Raw genomic sequence first — 15,988 nt, 5'->3', positions numbered from 1 at the left:
TGCTCCTCTCGTCGGCGTCCCGGGCGGCCTCGCCGCCGCCGGACCCCTCCATTGTCACCGCTGCACCCGGCGCCCGCCAGGGGAGCGCTCGTCGCCGGAGTCCGGCAGGTCGGCCGCGGTGGCCGTGATGCGGTTGGCCATGCCGTTGAAGATGATGCCGTGGAAGGGCAGGATCGCGAACCAGTAGAGCCTGCCCGCGAGGCCCTGCGGGAAGAACACCGCGCGCTGCGTGTAGACCGAGCCGCCGTCTCCGGAGGGCTCGGCGCGCATCTCGAGCCAGGCCCCGCCGGGCACCTTCATCTCGGCGCGCAGGCGCAGGAGCTTCGGCCGCTCGATCTCCTCGACGCGCCAGAAGTCGAGGGCGTCGCCGGCGTGCAGGCGCGCGGAGTCGCGGCGCCCGCGCTGCAGGCCCACTCCCCCGACGAGGCGGTCCATCCAGCCGCGGATCACCCACGCGAGCGGGAAGGAGTACCAGCCGTTGGTGCCGCCGATGCCCTCGATGACGCGCCAGAGCTTGGCCGGGTCGGCCGGGGTGCGGCGCTCCTTGAGGTCCACGTAGACCGTGTGGCCGGCCCACTCCGGGTCGCTCGGCAGCGGATCGCTGGGAGCGCCGACGACCTCCGCGTTCTGCCAGCTCGTCTCGATCTCGCCCGCCTGCATCTTTCCCAGCGCGAGCCGGACGGCGCGGCGGTAGGAGGTCAGCCCGCCCTCGGGGTCGGGGATGAGCGCGCGGATGTCCTGCTCGTGCACGACGCAGTCGTACTGCAGCGAGGCGATGATGGGCACCGCGAGCGAGCGCGGGATCGGCGTGACCAGGTTGACCCACTGCGAGGCCAGCCACGGGGTGAACACCGGCAGGGACGCGATCGGCCGCTGCGGGAGCCCGGCCTCGACCGCGTAGCCGTTCATCATCTGGCCGTAGCGGAGCACGTCGGGCCCGCCGATGTCGAAGGTGCGGTTGAGCGTGGCGTCCTCGAGCGACGCGGAGCCGATCAGGTAGTGCAGCACGTCGCGCACGGCGATCGGCTGGATGAAGTTGCGCACCCACTGCGGCGCGGGCATGTACGGCAGCACGTCGGTGAGGTGGCGCACCATCTCGAACGAGGTCGACCCGGAGCCGATGATCACACCCGCCTGCAGGGCGATCGTCGGCACTCCCGACTCCATCAGGATCCGGCCCACCTCAGCGCGCGAGCGGAGGTGCTTCGAGAGCTCCTGGCCCTCGGGGTGCAGGCCGCCGAGGTAGACGATGCGGCCGACGCCGGCCGACCTCGCGGCCGTGGCGACGTTCTGCGCGGCGCGGCTCTCGACCTCCTCGAAGTGGGCGTGGTCGTTGCCCGAGCCCATCGAGTGGACGAGGTAGTAGAGGACGTCGACGCCCTCGACCGCGGCCTCCAGCGACTCCGGATCGCCGAGATCGCCCTGGGCGACCTCGACCTCCTCCGCCCACGGCACGTCGACCAGCTTGCGCGGGTCGCGCACCAGGACGCGCACCCGGAAGCCCGCCTCGAGGAGGCGCGGCGTCAGCCGGCCGCCGATGTAGCCGGTCGCGCCGGTGACGAGTGCGAGGGGGCGCGCCGAGTCGGAGGGAGTTTCGCTCATGCGGCCACGGTACGCCGATGGCCCCGGGACCTCTCCCGCTGGTGCGGGCCCGCGGCCCCTGCTAGGCGGCGGCCGGCATCCCGCTCAGTCGATGCCGAGGACCTCGCGGACCTGCACCACGTCGTGGTTCATCTGGCGGATGAGGGGCTCGACGCCCTCGTAGGCGACCTGGCCGCGGATCCGGCCGACGAACGCCACGTCGACCACGCGGTCGTAGAGGTCGAGGGTGTCGAGCGTCTGGTCGAGCACGTACGCCTCGACCTGCTTGGGCGGCACTCCGACGAAGGTCGGGTTGCTGCCGACCGAGATCGCGGCGGGATGCGTGACGCCGTCGGTGGTGAGCCGGCCCGCGTAGACGCCGTCGCCCGGGATCAGGCCCTGCGACTGCGGCGAGAGGTTCGCGGTCGGGAAGCCCAGCTCGCGGCCGCGCTTCGCTCCGTGCACGACCACGCCGCGGACGACGGGCTCGTGCCCGAGCAGGCGCGTCGCGTGCTCCACGTCGCCCTCGGCCAGCAGCTCGCGGATCCAGGTGGAGGAGACGCGGCGGCCGTCCTCGGGCCGCACGTCGTCGATCAGCTCCACCTCGAATCCGTGCTGCCCGCCGAGCACGCGCAGCAGGTCGACGTCGCCCGCTCCCCGGGCGCCGAAGCGGAAGTCGGAGCCGACGAGGACCACACGGGCCTCGAGCGCCTTTACCAGCACCTGCTCGACGAACTGCTCGGGTGAGAGCGCCCGGAACGCCTCGTCGAAGGTGAGCAGCAGCGTCGCGTCCACGCCGGTCCCGGCGAGGAGCTCGAGCTTCTGCTCGTTGCCGACCAGGACGGGCGGGCACTTCTCCGGCGCGATCACGCTGAGCGGATTGCGGTCGAAGGTGACGACGACGGCGGCGAGCCCCTGCTCGCGGGCCCGCTCGTGCAGCCGGCCGATGACGGCCCGATGCCCGGAGTGGACGCCGTCGAACTTGCCGATCGTGACGGCGGAGGGTCCGATCCCGGCCAGGTCGCCGGGGCGGGTCTCGACGCGCATCAGGCGGCCGCCCGGGCCGTGCGCCGCCCCTGCGCGCGGAGCCACCAGAGGCCGAGCACGGGCAGGACGAGCGGGATCAGCAGGTAGCCGGCGCCGAAGGCCGCCCACACCGTCGACTGGCGCCCGAACGGGTCGGCGCTCGCGAGCCCGAGGAGCTGCGGAGCGAGGAGGCTGAGCGCGCCGACCACGAGCACGCCCACCAGCTCGAAGGTGATCGTCACCCACGCGACGCGCTGCCAGGTGCGGCCCGGGACGATCAGGGCGACCGTCGCGACGATGTACACGACGGCCGAGAGCGCCGAGAGCGAGAACGCCAGCGGCGCCTCGTCGAACCGGTCGATGATCTGGAAGACGGAGCGCCCCGTCGCGGCGAGCGCGAGGATCCCGTAGACCACGACCAGGAGGCTGCCGATCCCGCGCGAGCGGGCGGAACGGGTCGGCTCTCCGCTCCCGGGGGCCGAGGGGACTGAGGGGTCGTGAGCGGCCCGTCCGGACGCATCGCTGGCTGGTTTCGACATCGCACGTCCATGCTAGGCGCTCGCCGGGCCGGGCCCGGTGGCGGGCCCGATCAGGCGCTCTGGAAGAACCAGATCTGGTGCATCCGGTAGACCATGACCGCGATCGAGAGGCAGACGACGCCCAGGATCACGGTGCTCCAGCGGCTCCGCTCGATGAGCGCCCAGAACCCGGCCGCGAGCGGCAGGAGCAGCGCCGAGATCAGGTAGATGTAGTACTCCGGCAGGCTCCCCGACGGGCGGTTGCCGACCAGCGGCGACACGATCGCGACCGCCAGCTGGACGATCAGCAGCAGCTCGACGATCGCCGTCGCGCCGACCGAGACGTCCGAGGGACGGCGGGCGAGCAGCCCGAGCACGAGGCAGAGCAGGCCGGCCGCGACGGCGATCCCCACCTGGAGGATCGTGAACCACTCGATCACGAGGCGGCCGTCCGCAGGTCCTCGGTCGGGAAGTTGACGACGCTCTTGAGCTGGGTGCCGCGCCGCTCGGCGAGGCCGATCAGCCGCTCCCCCGGGCCGACCGCGGCGAGGAGGCCCTTCGCGCCCGCCACCGCCTCCGGGGCCGGGATGCGCTTGCCGTTTGCGAGATCGCCCGCCTCCTGGGCGTCGAGGCGCAGCAGGGGGAACAGCTCGCCCGCCACGAGCGTCGGCGGCAGGAGCGCGGCGGGGACGTCGAGCTCGTCGATCTCGCCGGCCTGGGCCACGGAGAAGGGGCCGACCGCGGTGCGCCGCAGCGCGGTCAGGTGGCCGCCGACTCCGAGGGACGCGCCCAGGTCGCGGGCGAGCGCGCGGATGTAGGTGCCGGAGGAGCAGGTGACGCGCACGTCCAGGTCGAGGAACCCCTCGACCGGGCGGCTCGCCAGGACGGCGAACTCCGAGACGGTCACGGGGCGGGAGGCGAGCACGACCTCCTCGCCGTCGCGGGCGCGGGCGTAGGCGCGGCGGCCGTCCACCTTGATCGCGCTGACCGTGCTCGGGACCTGCTCGATCGCTCCGGTGAGGGCCGCGATCGCGTCGGACACCGACTCCGGGGCGAGGGCCGCGACGAGGGCGGGCTCCGCCGAGGCGAGCACCTCGCCCTCCTGGTCGTCGGTGGTGGTGGAGGAGCCCAGCCGGATCGTCGCCTCGTACTGCTTGTCGAGGCCGACGAGGTAGGTGAGCAGGCGCGTCGAGGGGCCGAGACCGAGGATCATCAGCCCGGTCGCCATCGGATCGAGCGTCCCCGCGTGGCCGACCTTGCGGGTCCCCGCGCGGCGGCGGGTCCGCGAGACGAGGTCGTGGCTGGTGATGCCGCCGGGCTTGTCCAGCAGGAGGATCCCGTTCGGAGCCGGGGCGGGGGTCTCGAGCACGGGTGCGAGGATACACGGACGGATCGGGAGTACCCCCGGGGTGGAGCCGGAGCCCTCGCCCGCCCGTCCTAGGCTGTCCGGATGAGGATCGCAGTACTCGGAGCAGGCGCCGTCGGCGGCACCATCGCCGCCCTTCTCGACCGCGCCGGGCACGACGTCGAGGTCACCGCCCGAGGCGACCACCTCACCGCGATCCGCCGGTCGGGGATCCGGCTCGACGGGGCGTGGGGCGAGCACACCGCCTGGGTCCGCTGCGGCGAGTCCCTCGACCTGGTGCCCGATCTCGCCTTCGTCTGCACGAAAGCGCAGGACGCCGAGGACGCGCTGCGCACCAACCGCCGCACGGTCGACGGCACCCTCGTCGTCGTCGTCCAGAACGGACTGGACGGGCTCACCGCGGCGGCCCGGCAGGTGCGCGACGCCCGGCTCGTGGGTGCTCTCGCCCTCTTCGCCGCGAGCCACCTCGAACCCGGCCGCGTCACCGTCACGGCTCCTGCCACGACCACGCTCGGCGTCCCCGGCCGCCCGGCCGACGACGACGTGCGACGGGCCGCCGCCGTGCTCGGCGAGGCGGTCCCCACCGCCGTCACCGACGACTTCACCGGAGCGCAGTGGACGAAGCTGCTGATCAACGAGGTCAACGCCCTGCCCGCGATCACCGGGCTCTCGGTCCAGGAGACGATCGACGATCCGGGGCTGCGGCGCGTCCTCGCCCGGTCGATGCGCGAGGCCGCCCGGACGGGCCTCGCGTCTGGCGTCCGCTTCGGCTCGCTGCAGGGACTCTCGAACACGTCCGTCCGCGCCCTGGCCGCCGCTCCCCTGCCCCTGGTCGAGCTGCTCCCCCGCCGGATGGCCGCGCGGATGGGCGAGGTGCCGAACCCCGGGTCGACGCTGCAGAGCGTCCGCCGCGGAGTGCCGAGCGAGATCGACCACCTGGCCGGGGCCGTGGTCCGCACCGCTCACCGCGGCGGGCGCGAGGCACCGGTCAACCAGCTGCTGGTCGACCTGGTGCACGAGGTCGAGCGGGCGGGCGCCTTCGTGCCGCCGGCGGAGGTCGTGCGCCGCGCCGCCCTGGTCTGAGCCCGCGGCCCTGTCGGACGGACGCCGCCCGCGGCGGCGGCCTCCGTCCCGAGGCTCAGCAGGAGTCGGCGAAGAGGCGCCGGGGCTGCTCCGGATCGCGGATGTCGACGAGGATCCCCGCCAGCCGGCGCGGGTCCGTCGTGGCGCGGTACGCCGCGTCCACCGGCGGCTCCTGCGTGTCGAGGCGGATGCTGGTGCTCCACGCTCCGCGCAGCTCCGGCCGGAGGGCGAACTCGCCGTCGACGAGCAGCACCGCGTCGCGGCCGGCGGTCCGCCAGCGCGCCTGCCGCGCCTCGTCGCGCACTGCGTCGAAGCCCGCGAGCACGAACCCGGTGCTGCCGCCGAGGGTGAACGGATCGAGCAGCACGCGGCGCAGGAGCTCGTAGTCGTACCCGGCCGCGTAGGAGCGCTGCTCCTCGGGCACGGCGGGGTCGTCCCGATCGGCGCGGGGACGTCGGAAGTCGGCGAGGTGCGCGACGATCGCGTCCTTGCCGGCCCGGCGGAGCGCCTCCGCGAGGTCGACCGCGAACGCCGCGCTCACCGCGGGGTCGTCGCCGTCGATCCCGACCTTGACCCGTCCGCGCCCGTAGTTGTGCAGCACCTCCGCCGCGAGAGCGTCGAGCACATCGGCCTTCTGCGGAGCCCACCTGGTCATCCGCCCACGATACGCGCCGCCGCCTAGTGTGGGCTGATGCCCTCCGACCCTCTCGCCGACGCGATCACCGCCTGGTTCCGCACGAGCGCCCGCGACCTGCCGTGGCGCCGCGAGGGCTTCCCCGCCTGGGGCACGCTCGTCAGCGAGTTCATGCTGCAGCAGACCCCGGTGGTCCGCGTCGTCCCGCGACTGGCGGAGTGGCTGGAGCGCTGGCCGACACCCTCCGCGCTCGCCGCCGTCCCGCCCGGCGAGGCGGTGCGCGCCTGGCAGTCCCTGGGCTACCCGCGGCGGGCCCTGCGCCTGCACGCCTGCGCCGTGGCGATCGCCGAGGAGCACGGCGACGTGGTCCCCGACGACGTCGAGACCCTCCTCGCGCTGCCCGGCATCGGCGACTACACCGCCCGCGCCATCGCCGTGTTCGCCTACGGGAGGCGGCACCCCGTGGTCGACACCAACGTCCGCCGGGTCCTCGCGCGCGCGGTCGACGGAGCGGCGGAGCCCGGCCCGCCCCGCGCGAGGGCCGACCTCACCGCGATGTCGGCGCTGCTGCCCGAGTCGCTCTCCGAGGCGGCGGCCTTCAACGCGGGCGCGATGGAGCTGGGGGCGGTCGTCTGCACCGCCCGCGCTCCGCGCTGCGACGAGTGCCCGATCCGCGACCTCTGCCGCTGGCGGGCGGAGGGGTACCCCGAGCACACCGGGCCCGTAAAGGCGAAGCAGAAGCGGTTCGAGGGCTCGGACCGCCAGGTCCGCGGCCTCATCCTCGCCGAGCTGCGCGCCGCGCACGGCCCGGTCACCGCGGCCGAGGTGGAGTCTCTCTGGCCGGACGCCGACCAGCGCGGTCGCGCCCTGGCCGGGCTCCTCGCCGACGGCCTGGCGACGGGCGGCCCGGAGGACGGCTACCTCCTCCCCGGCTCCTGAGGGCCCGTCGACCGCCGTCCGCGTCGGAGGAGGCGGGTAGGGTCGGCGCCGTGACCGGTCGCCGCCTCCGCCTCCCCCGCCCCGACGCCGCCGTCGAGCGCGCCCTCGACGTCGACCTCGCCCAGGACGTCCAGCGCGCCCTCGCCGCGGTCCGCGTCGAGAACGACCTGCCCGGCCCGTTCCCGCCGGCCGCGCTGGCCGAGGCCGAGCACGCGGACGCCGGAGCGGACGACGAGGACCGCGTCGACCGGACGGACCTCCCCTTCGTGACGATCGACCCGCCCGGCTCGCTCGACCTGGACCAGGCCCTCCACCTGGAGCGCACGTCGGAGGGCGTCGTCCTCCGCTACGCCATCGCGGACGTGCCCGCGGTCGTCCGCACCGGCGGAGCGCTCGACGCCGAGACGCGCCGCCGCGGCCAGACCTACTACCTCCCGGACGGCCGCGTCCCGCTGCACCCCGCGGTCCTCTCCGAGGGGGCCGCGTCGCTCCTGCCGGACGAGACGCGCCGAGCGCTGGTCTGGACGCTGACCCTCGACGAGCGGGCGGAGCCGCGCTCGGTGCACCTCGAGCGGGCGCTCGTGCGCAGCGTGGCCCGGCTCGACTACGAGGGCGTGCAGCGCAGCGTCGACGCGGGCGATCCGCACCCCTCCCTCGCCCTCCTCCCCTGGTTCGGACGCGAGCGCCTGGCGCGCGAGGCCGAGCGCGGAGGAGCGAGCCTGACGCTGCCCGAGGAGGAGATCGTCGCCGCCGACGGCGGCTACCGGGTCGAGCGCCGCGCTCCCCTGGCCGTCGAGGGCTGGAACGCCCAGGTCTCGCTGCTGACCGGCATGGCGGCGGCGACGATGATGCTCGACGCGGGGGTGGGCATCCTCCGGACCATGCCCGAGGCCGACCCCGCCACCGTCGCGGCCTTCCGCTCCCGAGCCGCGGCGCTCGGCGTCCCGTGGCCCGAGGAGGAGGCCTACGGCGCCTACCTGCGCCGCCTCGACACCGACGACCCCGCCCAGCTCGCCATCATGTACGCCGCGGCGAGCCTGTTCCGCGGCGCCGGCTACACCGCCTTCGACGGCGCCCCGCCGGAGCATCCCGCGCAGGCGGCCCTCGCCGCGCCGTACGCGCACGTCACCGCGCCGCTGCGGCGCCTGGTCGACCGGTTCGGCCTCGCCGTCTGCCTCGCGGTGTCCCGGGGCGGAACGATCCCGTCGCAGCTGCGCGAGGCGCTGCCCCTGCTCCCGCCGCTCCTCGCCGCGAGCGACCGCCGGGCCGGAGCCGCCTCCCGTGCGGCGACCGCGATCGTCGAGGCCGCCGTCCTCCGCGGCCGCGAAGGAGCCTCCTTCAGCGGGATCGTCGTCTCCTCGGCGCGCACCCGCTCCTCGGTCCAGCTGCTCGACCCGGAGATCACCGTCGACGTCCCGGCCCCGCTCACGCCGGGAGCCCGTGTCGTCGTCGTCCTGGAATCGGTCGACGTCGCCACGGGCTCCGCGGTGTTCGGGCTCGGCGCCTAGTCCTCGTCGTCCTCGCGGGGCTTCACATAGGGGTCGGCGTCGCCGGCGTAGTCCGCCTGAGCGGCGAGCGACTGCACCTGCGAGTCCTGGCTGCGCGCGGCGGCGAGCAGGTCCTCGATGTGCTTCGCGTTCTCGGGCACCGCGTCGAGGATGAACTCGAGCGACGGCGTGAGCCGGGACGTGATGTTCCTGCCCACCTCGGTGCGGAGCATTCCGGTGGCGGCCTTGAGGGCCGCGGCCGAATCGGCGCGCTCCTCGTCGGTGCCGTAGACCGTGTAGAACACCGAGGCGTGCTGCAGGTCGCCGGTCACCTGGACATCGGTGATGGTGACGAAGCCGAGGCGCGGGTCGCGGAGACCGCGCTCGAGCCGCTTCGCGACGATCACCTGGATACGTTCGGCGAGCTTCCTCGCCCGGGCCGGATCTGCCATGGCTGGTCCTCACATCTCTCTCGGCGAACCGTTCAGCTCGCCATTCAACCACTCTCCGCCCGGACGACCGGTCGCGTCCGAGGGGGCCTTGCTTCTGGGGCGTGATGCCCCTCGACTGCGCGTCTGCGACGGCGCGGGTGGGGTGCCTCCTCGCGGCTCCCTCCCGCGGGCCTGCGGCCCGCCCGCCAGGCCCGGCCAGGAGCCGCGAGGAGGCACCCCACCCGTGCCCGCGATCGGAGGGGGTGCGGGTCCGCCCCCCCGGATCCTCGGGGACCGGGGTGGGAAGGCTCAGGTGCTGGATCGGGAGCCGGACGTCGCCCGCAGGCGCGCTGCTCGCGAGCTGCTCGTTCAGCGGGCGCACCCACCGAGACAGGAGCGCCTGATCGGGGTCGGTCTCCCGCACCCGGGGGTGCGGAAGCGCACGCTGGAGGGTGCGCACCTCCGGGACACGGGCGGCCCCCGATTCCTCCCGCAGGGCGCGAGAGGACGAGAGTCCCCTCCCGATCCCGCACGAACAGCGCCGTGAGACGCCGGAAGGCCCGGGCGGACCCGGGCCTTCCAGTGGAGCGGATCAGCCTCGCGGCTTCTCCTTCATCTCGATCGTCTCGATCTCGTCGCCGATCTGGATGTCGTTGTACTTTCCGAGTCCGATACCGGCCTCGTAGTCCGTACGGACCTCCGTGACGTCGTCCTTGAAGCGACGCAGCGACTCGATGGCCAGGTTGTCCCCGACCACGACGCCGTCACGGATGACGCGCGCCTTCGAGTTGCGGGTGATCGTGCCGGAGCGGACGATGACACCCGCGATGTTGCCGAACTTGGAGGAGCGGAACACCTCGCGGATCTCGGCGACACCGGACTGGACCTCCTCGAACTCGGGCTTGAGCATGCCCGTGAGCGAGTTCTCGACCTCTTCGATCGCGTTGTAGATGACCGAGTAGAAGCGGATGTCCACTCCTTCTCGAGCAGCGCGCTCGCGGGCCTTCGGGTCGGGGCGGACGTTGAAGCCCACGATGATCGCGTTGTCGATCGTCGCGAGGTTGACGTCCGACTCCGTGATCGCACCGACACCGCGGTGGATGATGCGCAGCTGCACCGAGTCGTCGACCTCGATCTTGACGAGCGACTCCTCCAGCGCCTCGACGGCACCGGACACGTCGCCCTTGATGATGAGGTTGAGCGACTCGACCTTGCCCTCCTCGAGAGCACGGGTGAAGTCCTCGAGCGAGATGCGCTTGCGGGCCTTGGCCAGCAGGGCGTTGCGCTGAGCGGCTTCGCGCTTCTCGGCGATCTGACGGGCCGTGCGGTCCTCCTCGGTGACGAGGAAGGTGTCGCCGGCGCGGGGCACGGACGAGAGTCCCTGCACCTGCACCGGACGCGACGGCACGGCTTCGAGGACGGCGTTGCCGTTCTCGTCCGCCATCGCACGGACGCGGCCGTAGGCCGTTCCGGCGACGATCGCGTCTCCGACGCGCAGCGTTCCCGACTGGATGAGCACGGTCGCGACCGCACCGCGTCCCTTGTCGAGCTTCGCCTCGATCGCGACTCCGCGCGCCTCCTTGTTGGGGTTGGCGCGCAGGTCGAGACCGGCGTCCGCGGTGAGCAGCACGGCGTCCAGGAGGTCCTGGATGCCGGTGCCCGCGCGAGCCGACACGTCGACGAACATGACGTCTCCGCCGTACTCCTCGGCGACGAGCCCGAACTCGGTGAGCTGCTGGCGCACCTTGGCCGGGTTGGCGTCGGGCTTGTCCACCTTGTTCACCGCGACCACGATCGGCACGTTGGCCGCCTGGGCGTGGTTCAGCGCCTCGATGGTCTGTGGCATGATGCCGTCGTCCGCCGCGACCACGAGGATCGCGATGTCCGTGACCTGGGCACCGCGGGCTCGCATGGCGGTGAACGCCTCGTGACCCGGGGTGTCGATGAAGGTGATCGGGCGCTCGATGCCCTCGTGCTCCGCGACGACCTGGTACGCACCGATGTGCTGCGTGATGCCGCCCGCCTCGCCGGCGACGACGTTGGCGTTGCGGATCGCGTCGAGCAGGCGCGTCTTTCCGTGGTCGACGTGACCCATGACGGTGACGACGGGGGGACGGATCTCGAGGTCCTCGTCCGTCTCGTCGTCGAGCTCCTGCTCGAGGTCGAGACCGAAGCCCTCGAGGAGCTCCTTGTCCTCGTCCTCGGGCGAGACGACCTGGATCTTGAAGCCGAGCTCGGAGCCGAGCACCTCGAAGGTGGCCTCGTCGAGCGACTCGGTGGCCGTCGCCATCTCGCCGAGGGCGAAGAGGACGGTGACCAGGTTGCCGGGGGGCACCGGCACGCCGGTCATGGCCTCGATCTTGTCGGCGAAGTCCGAGATCGACGCGCCGCGGCGCAGACGGATGACCGTCCTGCCGTCGCCGCGGGGGACGCTGACGCCGCCGAGCGACGGGGCCTCCCTGAGCTCGAACTCCTGACGCTTCGTGCGCTTGGACTTCCGGGCCTTGCTCTTGCCGCCGCCGCGACCGAAGGCTCCTGCGGTTCCACCGCCGGGGCCGCGACCGCGACCGCCGCCGCCACCGGGACGCGGGGCGAAGCCGCCACCGGCACCGGGAGCGCCGCCGGGGCGCTGGAAGCCGCCGCCGGCCGGACGACCGGCACCGCCGGGACGTCCTGCTCCGCCGCCGGGTCCGCCGGGACGCTGGCCGAAGCCGGCGGGGCGCTGGCCCATGCCGGGTCCGCCGGGTCGGGGCGCGCCGGGGCGCGGAGCAGCCGGGCGGGGGATGTTGCCCGGGGTCGGACGCGATCCCATGCCCTGCGAGCTGGCGAAGGGGTTGTTGCCGGGGCGCGGGGCGGCGGGACGCTGTCCCATGCCCTGGTTGCTGGCGAACGGGTTGTTGCCCGGGCGCGGGGTGCCGCCGGGGCGGTTGGAGCCGCCCGAGGCGCCGCCGGGGCGCGGGGTGTTCGCGGCGGGAGCCGGACGCGGGGTCACGGGCTTGGGTCCGCCGGGGGTCGCGCCGGACGCCGGCTTCTCGGCGGCGGCCGGAGCCGCGGGGGCCTCGGTCGGAGCCGGAGCGGCGGCCTCGGCGGGCGCGTCCTTGGCTGCCTGAGCGCGCTGAGCGGCCGCGGCCTCCTGGGCGGCCTGAGCCTGGGCCTGGCGCTCGGCGACAGACATCGGCGGTGCCGGCGCCGGAGCGGGCGGCTTGGCCGGTCCGGGCGTGGGCGCGGACGGACGCGCGCCGGAGGGGCGCGGGGCCCCGGGACGGGCGCCGGCGGCGGGGGCGGCCGGGGTCGCCGACGCTCCCGCGGAGGAACCGCCCTGGCCCTGGAGGGCCTGGCGGAGCTTGCGCGCCACCGGGGGTTCGATGCTCGAGGACGGGCCCTTGACGAACTCGCCGAGCTCCTTCAACTTCGCAAGTGCGACCTTGCTATCGACACCCAGTTCGGATGCGATCTCGTGTACGCGTGGTTTTGCCACTTCTCTCCTGTCTTGGGCCTGCACCCAAGACGGGGGCAGGCGTCACGAACGGACGGGTCTCATTTCGAGCCGCTCATCAGTCTTCGCTCATGATCAGTTCACGGGCCGTTCTGCCTGTTCTCTATGGTGTGATCGTGCGCTGCTCCGGCCCCTCCGGTCGAGGGGCCGAGCCGGTCGGATCGTGCGATGTACTGCTCCAGCTCGCTCGCGTCCACGCTCTCGCGCGTCCGGAACGCTCTTCCGAACGCGCGGCGCTTGACCGCGAGCTCGTAGCAGTCGGCTGTGTCGTGGAGCCACGCTCCCCGACCAGGACGGACGGCACGCGGGTCTACCGCGAGGACGTTCGAGTGGAGGACCAGCCTCAGAAGAGAGGCCCGGGGGGCGCGCAGACGGCAGCCGACGCACGTTCTGACGGCTTCCACTCTACTCCCTCCCCTCCGGGACCGCTCCCCCGCACGGCCGATGCTCGGGGATCACTCCCCGTCCATCACCGAATCGGGCTGGATGTCGATCTTCGCGCCGGTCAGCTTGGCGGCGAGGCGGGCGTTCTGGCCCTCCTTGCCGATGGCGAGCGAGAGCTGGTAGTCGGGGACGAGCGCGCGGACGGCCTTGAGGCTCTGGTCGATCACGAACGCGCTGGTCACCTTGGCGGGCGAGAGCGCGCTGGCGACGAAGGTCGGCAGGTCGGAGGAGTAGTCGACGATGTCGATCTTCTCGTTGTTGAGCTCGGCGGTCACCGCGCGCACGCGCTGGCCGAGCTCGCCGATGCAGGCGCCCTTGGCGTTCACGCCGGGCTCGGTCGCGCGCACCGCGATCTTGGTGCGGTGGCCCGCCTCGCGGGCGAGGGAGACGATCTCCACCACGCCGGACGCGATCTCGGGGACCTCGAGGGCGAACAGCTTGCGCACCAGCGACGGGTGGGTGCGGGACACCTGGACCGACGGGCCCTTGGGTCCGCGGCCGACGCTCGTGACGTAGACGCGGATGCGGCGTCCGTGGCTGTAGTCCTCGCCGGGCACCTGCTCCTCGGGCGAGAGGATCGCCTCGATGGAGCCGAGGTCGACGTGGATCATCCGCGGGTTGGGGCCCTGCTGGATGACGCCGGCGACGATGTCGCCCTCGCGGCCCTTGAACTCGCCGAGCACGTGCTCGTCGGCGATGTCGCGCAGGCGCTGGTTGATGACCTGCTTCGCGGCGAAGGCGGCGATGCGGCCGAAGTCGCGCGGGGAGTCCTCGGCCTCGCCCACGACGGCGCCCTCCTCGTCGAGCTCGGGCACGAAGACCGAGACGTGACCGGTCTTGCGGTCGAGGTGCACTCGCGCGTCGACGGCGGTGGCCTTGTCGGCGTCGTCGGCCTGGCCGATGTGCTTGAGGTAGGCGGTCAGGATCGCCTGCTCGATGATCTGCACGAGTTCCTCGAAGGGGATCTCGCGCTCGCGCTCCATGAGTCGCAGAACGCTCAGGTCGATGTCCACGGGCGGGCCTTTCTCTCTATTCACTTGGATGCCGCGGTGGTGACCGCGGTCGTTCGCCTGCCGGGCTCTCACCCGGATCAGCCCTCAAGGGTACCCGACGCGGCCCGGGGTTCCACCCGCGGATCCCGCCGAGGCACGGAGGACCCCGCCTGCCGCGGGACGCGGTGGCGGGGCCCTCGGCGTGTCGGGTCTAGGCGCCCAGCCGGGCGAGCGCCTCGGCGACCGGGAGCTGCTCGCGCTCGCCGGACCGGCGGTCCCACAGCTCGACGATCCCGTCGGCCGCTCCTCGCCCCGCGATGACGATCACGGGCACCCCGATCAGCTCGGCGTCGCCGAACTTGACGCCGGGCGAGACCTTCGGGCGGTCGTCGATCAGCACGTCGCGGCCGGCGGCCTCGAGGGAGGCGGCGACCGACTCGGCGAGCTCGAGAGCCGCCGCGTCCTTGCCGGTCGCGATGACGTGCAGGTCGAACGGCGCGACGTTCGCGGGCCAGAGCAGTCCTCGGTCGTCGTGGGTGGCCTCGGCGATGATGGCGAGGATGCGGGTCACGCCGATGCCGTAGGAGCCCATCGTGACGGTGACGAGCTTCCCGTTCTCGTCGAGCACCTTCAGCCCGAGGACGTCGGCGTACTTGCGGCCGAGCTGGAAGACGTGGCCGATCTCCATGCCGCGGGCGGTCTCGATCGGGCCCGAGCCGTCGGGCGCCTCGTCGCCGGTGCGGACGTCCGCGACCTCGACGGTGGCGTCGCCGTGGAAGTCGCGGCCGGCGACCAGGTCGAGGACGTGCTGCCCGGAGACGTTGGCCCCGGTGATCCAGGCGGTGCCGTCGACCACGCGCGGGTCGAGCAGGTAGCGGACGCCGGTCGCCGACTCCTCGCCCAGGACGGCTCCCTCGGCCGACCAGGGTCCGATGTAGCCCTTGACCAGTCCGGGGTGCTTCGCGAAGTCCTCCGCGGTGGCGGCCTCGACCTCGGCCGGGGCGAAGGCCACTTCGGCGCGCTTGAGGTCGACGTCGCGGTCGCCGGGCAGGCCGACGATCACGAGCTCGCGGGTGCCGTCGAGCGCGGTGAGCGCGAGGACGACGTTCTTCAGGGTGTCGGCGGCGGTCCAGGCGCGGCCGTCGGGGCGGGGCTGCGTCGCGTTCGCCAGGTCGACCAGGGTCTGGATGGTCGGGGTGTCGGGCGAGTCGAAGACGCGCGCCTCGGGCAGGCCCTCGACGGGCAGCGCCGCGGGGACGGGCGTGCGGTACGCCTCGACGTTCGCCGCGTACCCTCCCGCCGACCGGACGAAGGTGTCCTCGCCGACGGGGGTGGGGTGCAGGAACTCCTCGCTCCGGGAGCCGCCCATCGCTCCGGCGTCGGCCTGCACGATCACGTACTCCAGGCCCAGGCGGGCGAAGATCCGCTCGTAGGCGTCGCGCTGGCGCTGGTAGCTCGCGTCGAGGCCGGCGTCGGTGTAGTCGAAGGAGTACGCGTCCTTCATCGTGAACTCGCGGCCGCGCAGGAGGCCCGCGCGGGGCCGCGCCTCGTCCCGGTACTTGTCCTGGATCTGGTAGATCGACAGGGGCAGGTCCTTGTAGGAGGAGTAGAGGTCCTTCACGAGCAGCGTGAAGAACTCCTCGTGCGTGGGAGCCAGCATGTAGTCGGCGTCCTTGCGGTCCTTCAGGCGGAACACGCCGTCGCCGTACTCGGTCCAGCGGCCCGAGAGCTCGTAGGGCTCGCGGGGCAGGAGCGCGGGGAAGTGCACCTCCTGGGCGCCGGCCGCCTCCATCTCCTCGTGGATGATCCGCTCGATGCGGCGCTTGACGCGCAGGCCCAGCGGCAGCCAGGCGAAGACGCCGGGCGCCTGACGGCGGATGTAGCCCGCGCGGACGAGGAGGCGGTGGCCCGCGACCTCGGCGTCGGCGGGATCCTCCCGGAGCGTGCGGACGAACAGATGCGAGAGACGGGTGACCACGAGGGACGATCCT

At 73.4% G+C, this 15,988-nt stretch carries 14 protein-coding genes; 3 read left to right on the top strand and 11 right to left on the bottom strand.

The window, feature by feature from the left end; genetic code table 11:
- Positions 1–54: 54 nt before the first annotated feature.
- The 5 genes from C5B98_RS03035 to truB all read right to left on the bottom strand — a co-directional run bounded on the left by C5B98_RS03035 (position 55) and on the right by truB (position 4,494).
- Entirely contained in the window at positions 55–1,602 is a 1,548-nt protein-coding gene (locus C5B98_RS03035) for an SDR family oxidoreductase (protein WP_104225599.1), read from the bottom strand.
- An 84-nt stretch (positions 1,603–1,686) separates the two neighbouring features.
- On the bottom strand, positions 1,687–2,628 hold the full coding sequence (locus C5B98_RS03030) for a bifunctional riboflavin kinase/FAD synthetase (protein ID WP_104327315.1): 942 nt from the start codon (positions 2,626–2,628) through the stop codon (positions 1,687–1,689).
- Positions 2,628–3,146 carry a hypothetical protein gene (locus C5B98_RS03025; RefSeq protein ID WP_258063425.1) on the bottom strand — a complete coding sequence of 173 codons (519 nt, stop codon included), beginning with the start codon at positions 3,144–3,146 and terminating at the stop codon, positions 2,628–2,630. Before C5B98_RS03025 ends, C5B98_RS03030 begins: the two co-directional genes overlap by 1 nt.
- A 50-nt stretch (positions 3,147–3,196) precedes the next feature.
- Positions 3,197–3,565: a hypothetical protein gene (locus C5B98_RS03020; RefSeq protein ID WP_104327287.1), complete on the bottom strand. Its 369-nt coding sequence runs from the start codon at positions 3,563–3,565 to the stop codon at positions 3,197–3,199.
- Entirely contained in the window at positions 3,562–4,494 is a 933-nt protein-coding gene (truB, locus tag C5B98_RS03015) for a tRNA pseudouridine(55) synthase TruB (RefSeq protein ID WP_104223057.1), read from the bottom strand. Before truB ends, C5B98_RS03020 begins: the two co-directional genes overlap by 4 nt.
- 81 nt (positions 4,495–4,575) lie before the next feature.
- Between truB and C5B98_RS03010 the strand changes: the two genes are divergently transcribed.
- Positions 4,576–5,574: a ketopantoate reductase family protein gene (locus tag C5B98_RS03010; protein ID WP_104249600.1), complete on the top strand. Its 999-nt coding sequence runs from the start codon at positions 4,576–4,578 to the stop codon at positions 5,572–5,574.
- A 55-nt stretch (positions 5,575–5,629) separates the two neighbouring features.
- Here the strand turns inward: C5B98_RS03010 and C5B98_RS03005 are convergent, their stop codons facing one another.
- A complete protein-coding gene (locus C5B98_RS03005) occupies positions 5,630–6,229 on the bottom strand; it encodes a hypothetical protein (protein ID WP_146076876.1) in 600 nt (199 codons plus the stop codon).
- A 36-nt stretch (positions 6,230–6,265) separates the two neighbouring features.
- Between C5B98_RS03005 and C5B98_RS03000 the strand changes: the two genes are divergently transcribed.
- Together C5B98_RS03000 and C5B98_RS02995 are read left to right on the top strand one after the other, a co-directional pair.
- Positions 6,266–7,147 (top strand): A/G-specific adenine glycosylase, encoded by an 882-nt coding sequence (locus C5B98_RS03000; RefSeq protein ID WP_104327285.1) that lies wholly within the window; start codon positions 6,266–6,268, stop codon positions 7,145–7,147.
- Between the two features lie 50 nt (positions 7,148–7,197).
- Entirely contained in the window at positions 7,198–8,655 is a 1,458-nt protein-coding gene (locus C5B98_RS02995) for a ribonuclease catalytic domain-containing protein (RefSeq protein WP_104327284.1), read from the top strand.
- Here C5B98_RS02995 and rbfA read toward each other — a convergent pair.
- The 5 genes from rbfA to C5B98_RS02970 all read right to left on the bottom strand — a co-directional run bounded on the left by rbfA (position 8,652) and on the right by C5B98_RS02970 (position 15,975).
- A complete protein-coding gene (gene rbfA / locus C5B98_RS02990) occupies positions 8,652–9,086 on the bottom strand; it encodes a 30S ribosome-binding factor RbfA (RefSeq protein ID WP_104246571.1) in 435 nt (144 codons plus the stop codon). The genes C5B98_RS02995 and rbfA overlap by 4 nt on opposite strands.
- Before the next feature lie 571 nt (positions 9,087–9,657).
- A complete protein-coding gene (infB, locus tag C5B98_RS02985; protein ID WP_104246572.1) occupies positions 9,658–12,543 on the bottom strand; it encodes a translation initiation factor IF-2 in 2,886 nt (961 codons plus the stop codon).
- Positions 12,544–12,641: 98 nt separating this feature from the next.
- Entirely contained in the window at positions 12,642–12,965 is a 324-nt protein-coding gene (locus C5B98_RS02980) for a YlxR family protein (RefSeq protein ID WP_104225593.1), read from the bottom strand.
- Positions 12,966–13,016: 51 nt separating this feature from the next.
- Positions 13,017–14,018, bottom strand: coding sequence for a transcription termination factor NusA (gene nusA / locus C5B98_RS02975; protein ID WP_104225180.1), 1,002 nt, complete (start codon positions 14,016–14,018; stop codon positions 13,017–13,019).
- A 190-nt stretch (positions 14,019–14,208) separates the two neighbouring features.
- Positions 14,209–15,975 (bottom strand): proline--tRNA ligase, encoded by a 1,767-nt coding sequence (locus C5B98_RS02970; RefSeq protein ID WP_104327283.1) that lies wholly within the window; start codon positions 15,973–15,975, stop codon positions 14,209–14,211.
- Positions 15,976–15,988 lie beyond the last annotated feature (13 nt).

It is taken from the genome of Rathayibacter sp. AY1A5 (genome assembly GCF_002930875.1).
Lineage (GTDB): Bacteria > Actinomycetota > Actinomycetes > Actinomycetales > Microbacteriaceae > Rathayibacter.
This window is presented reverse-complemented; position numbering and strand designations above follow the sequence as displayed.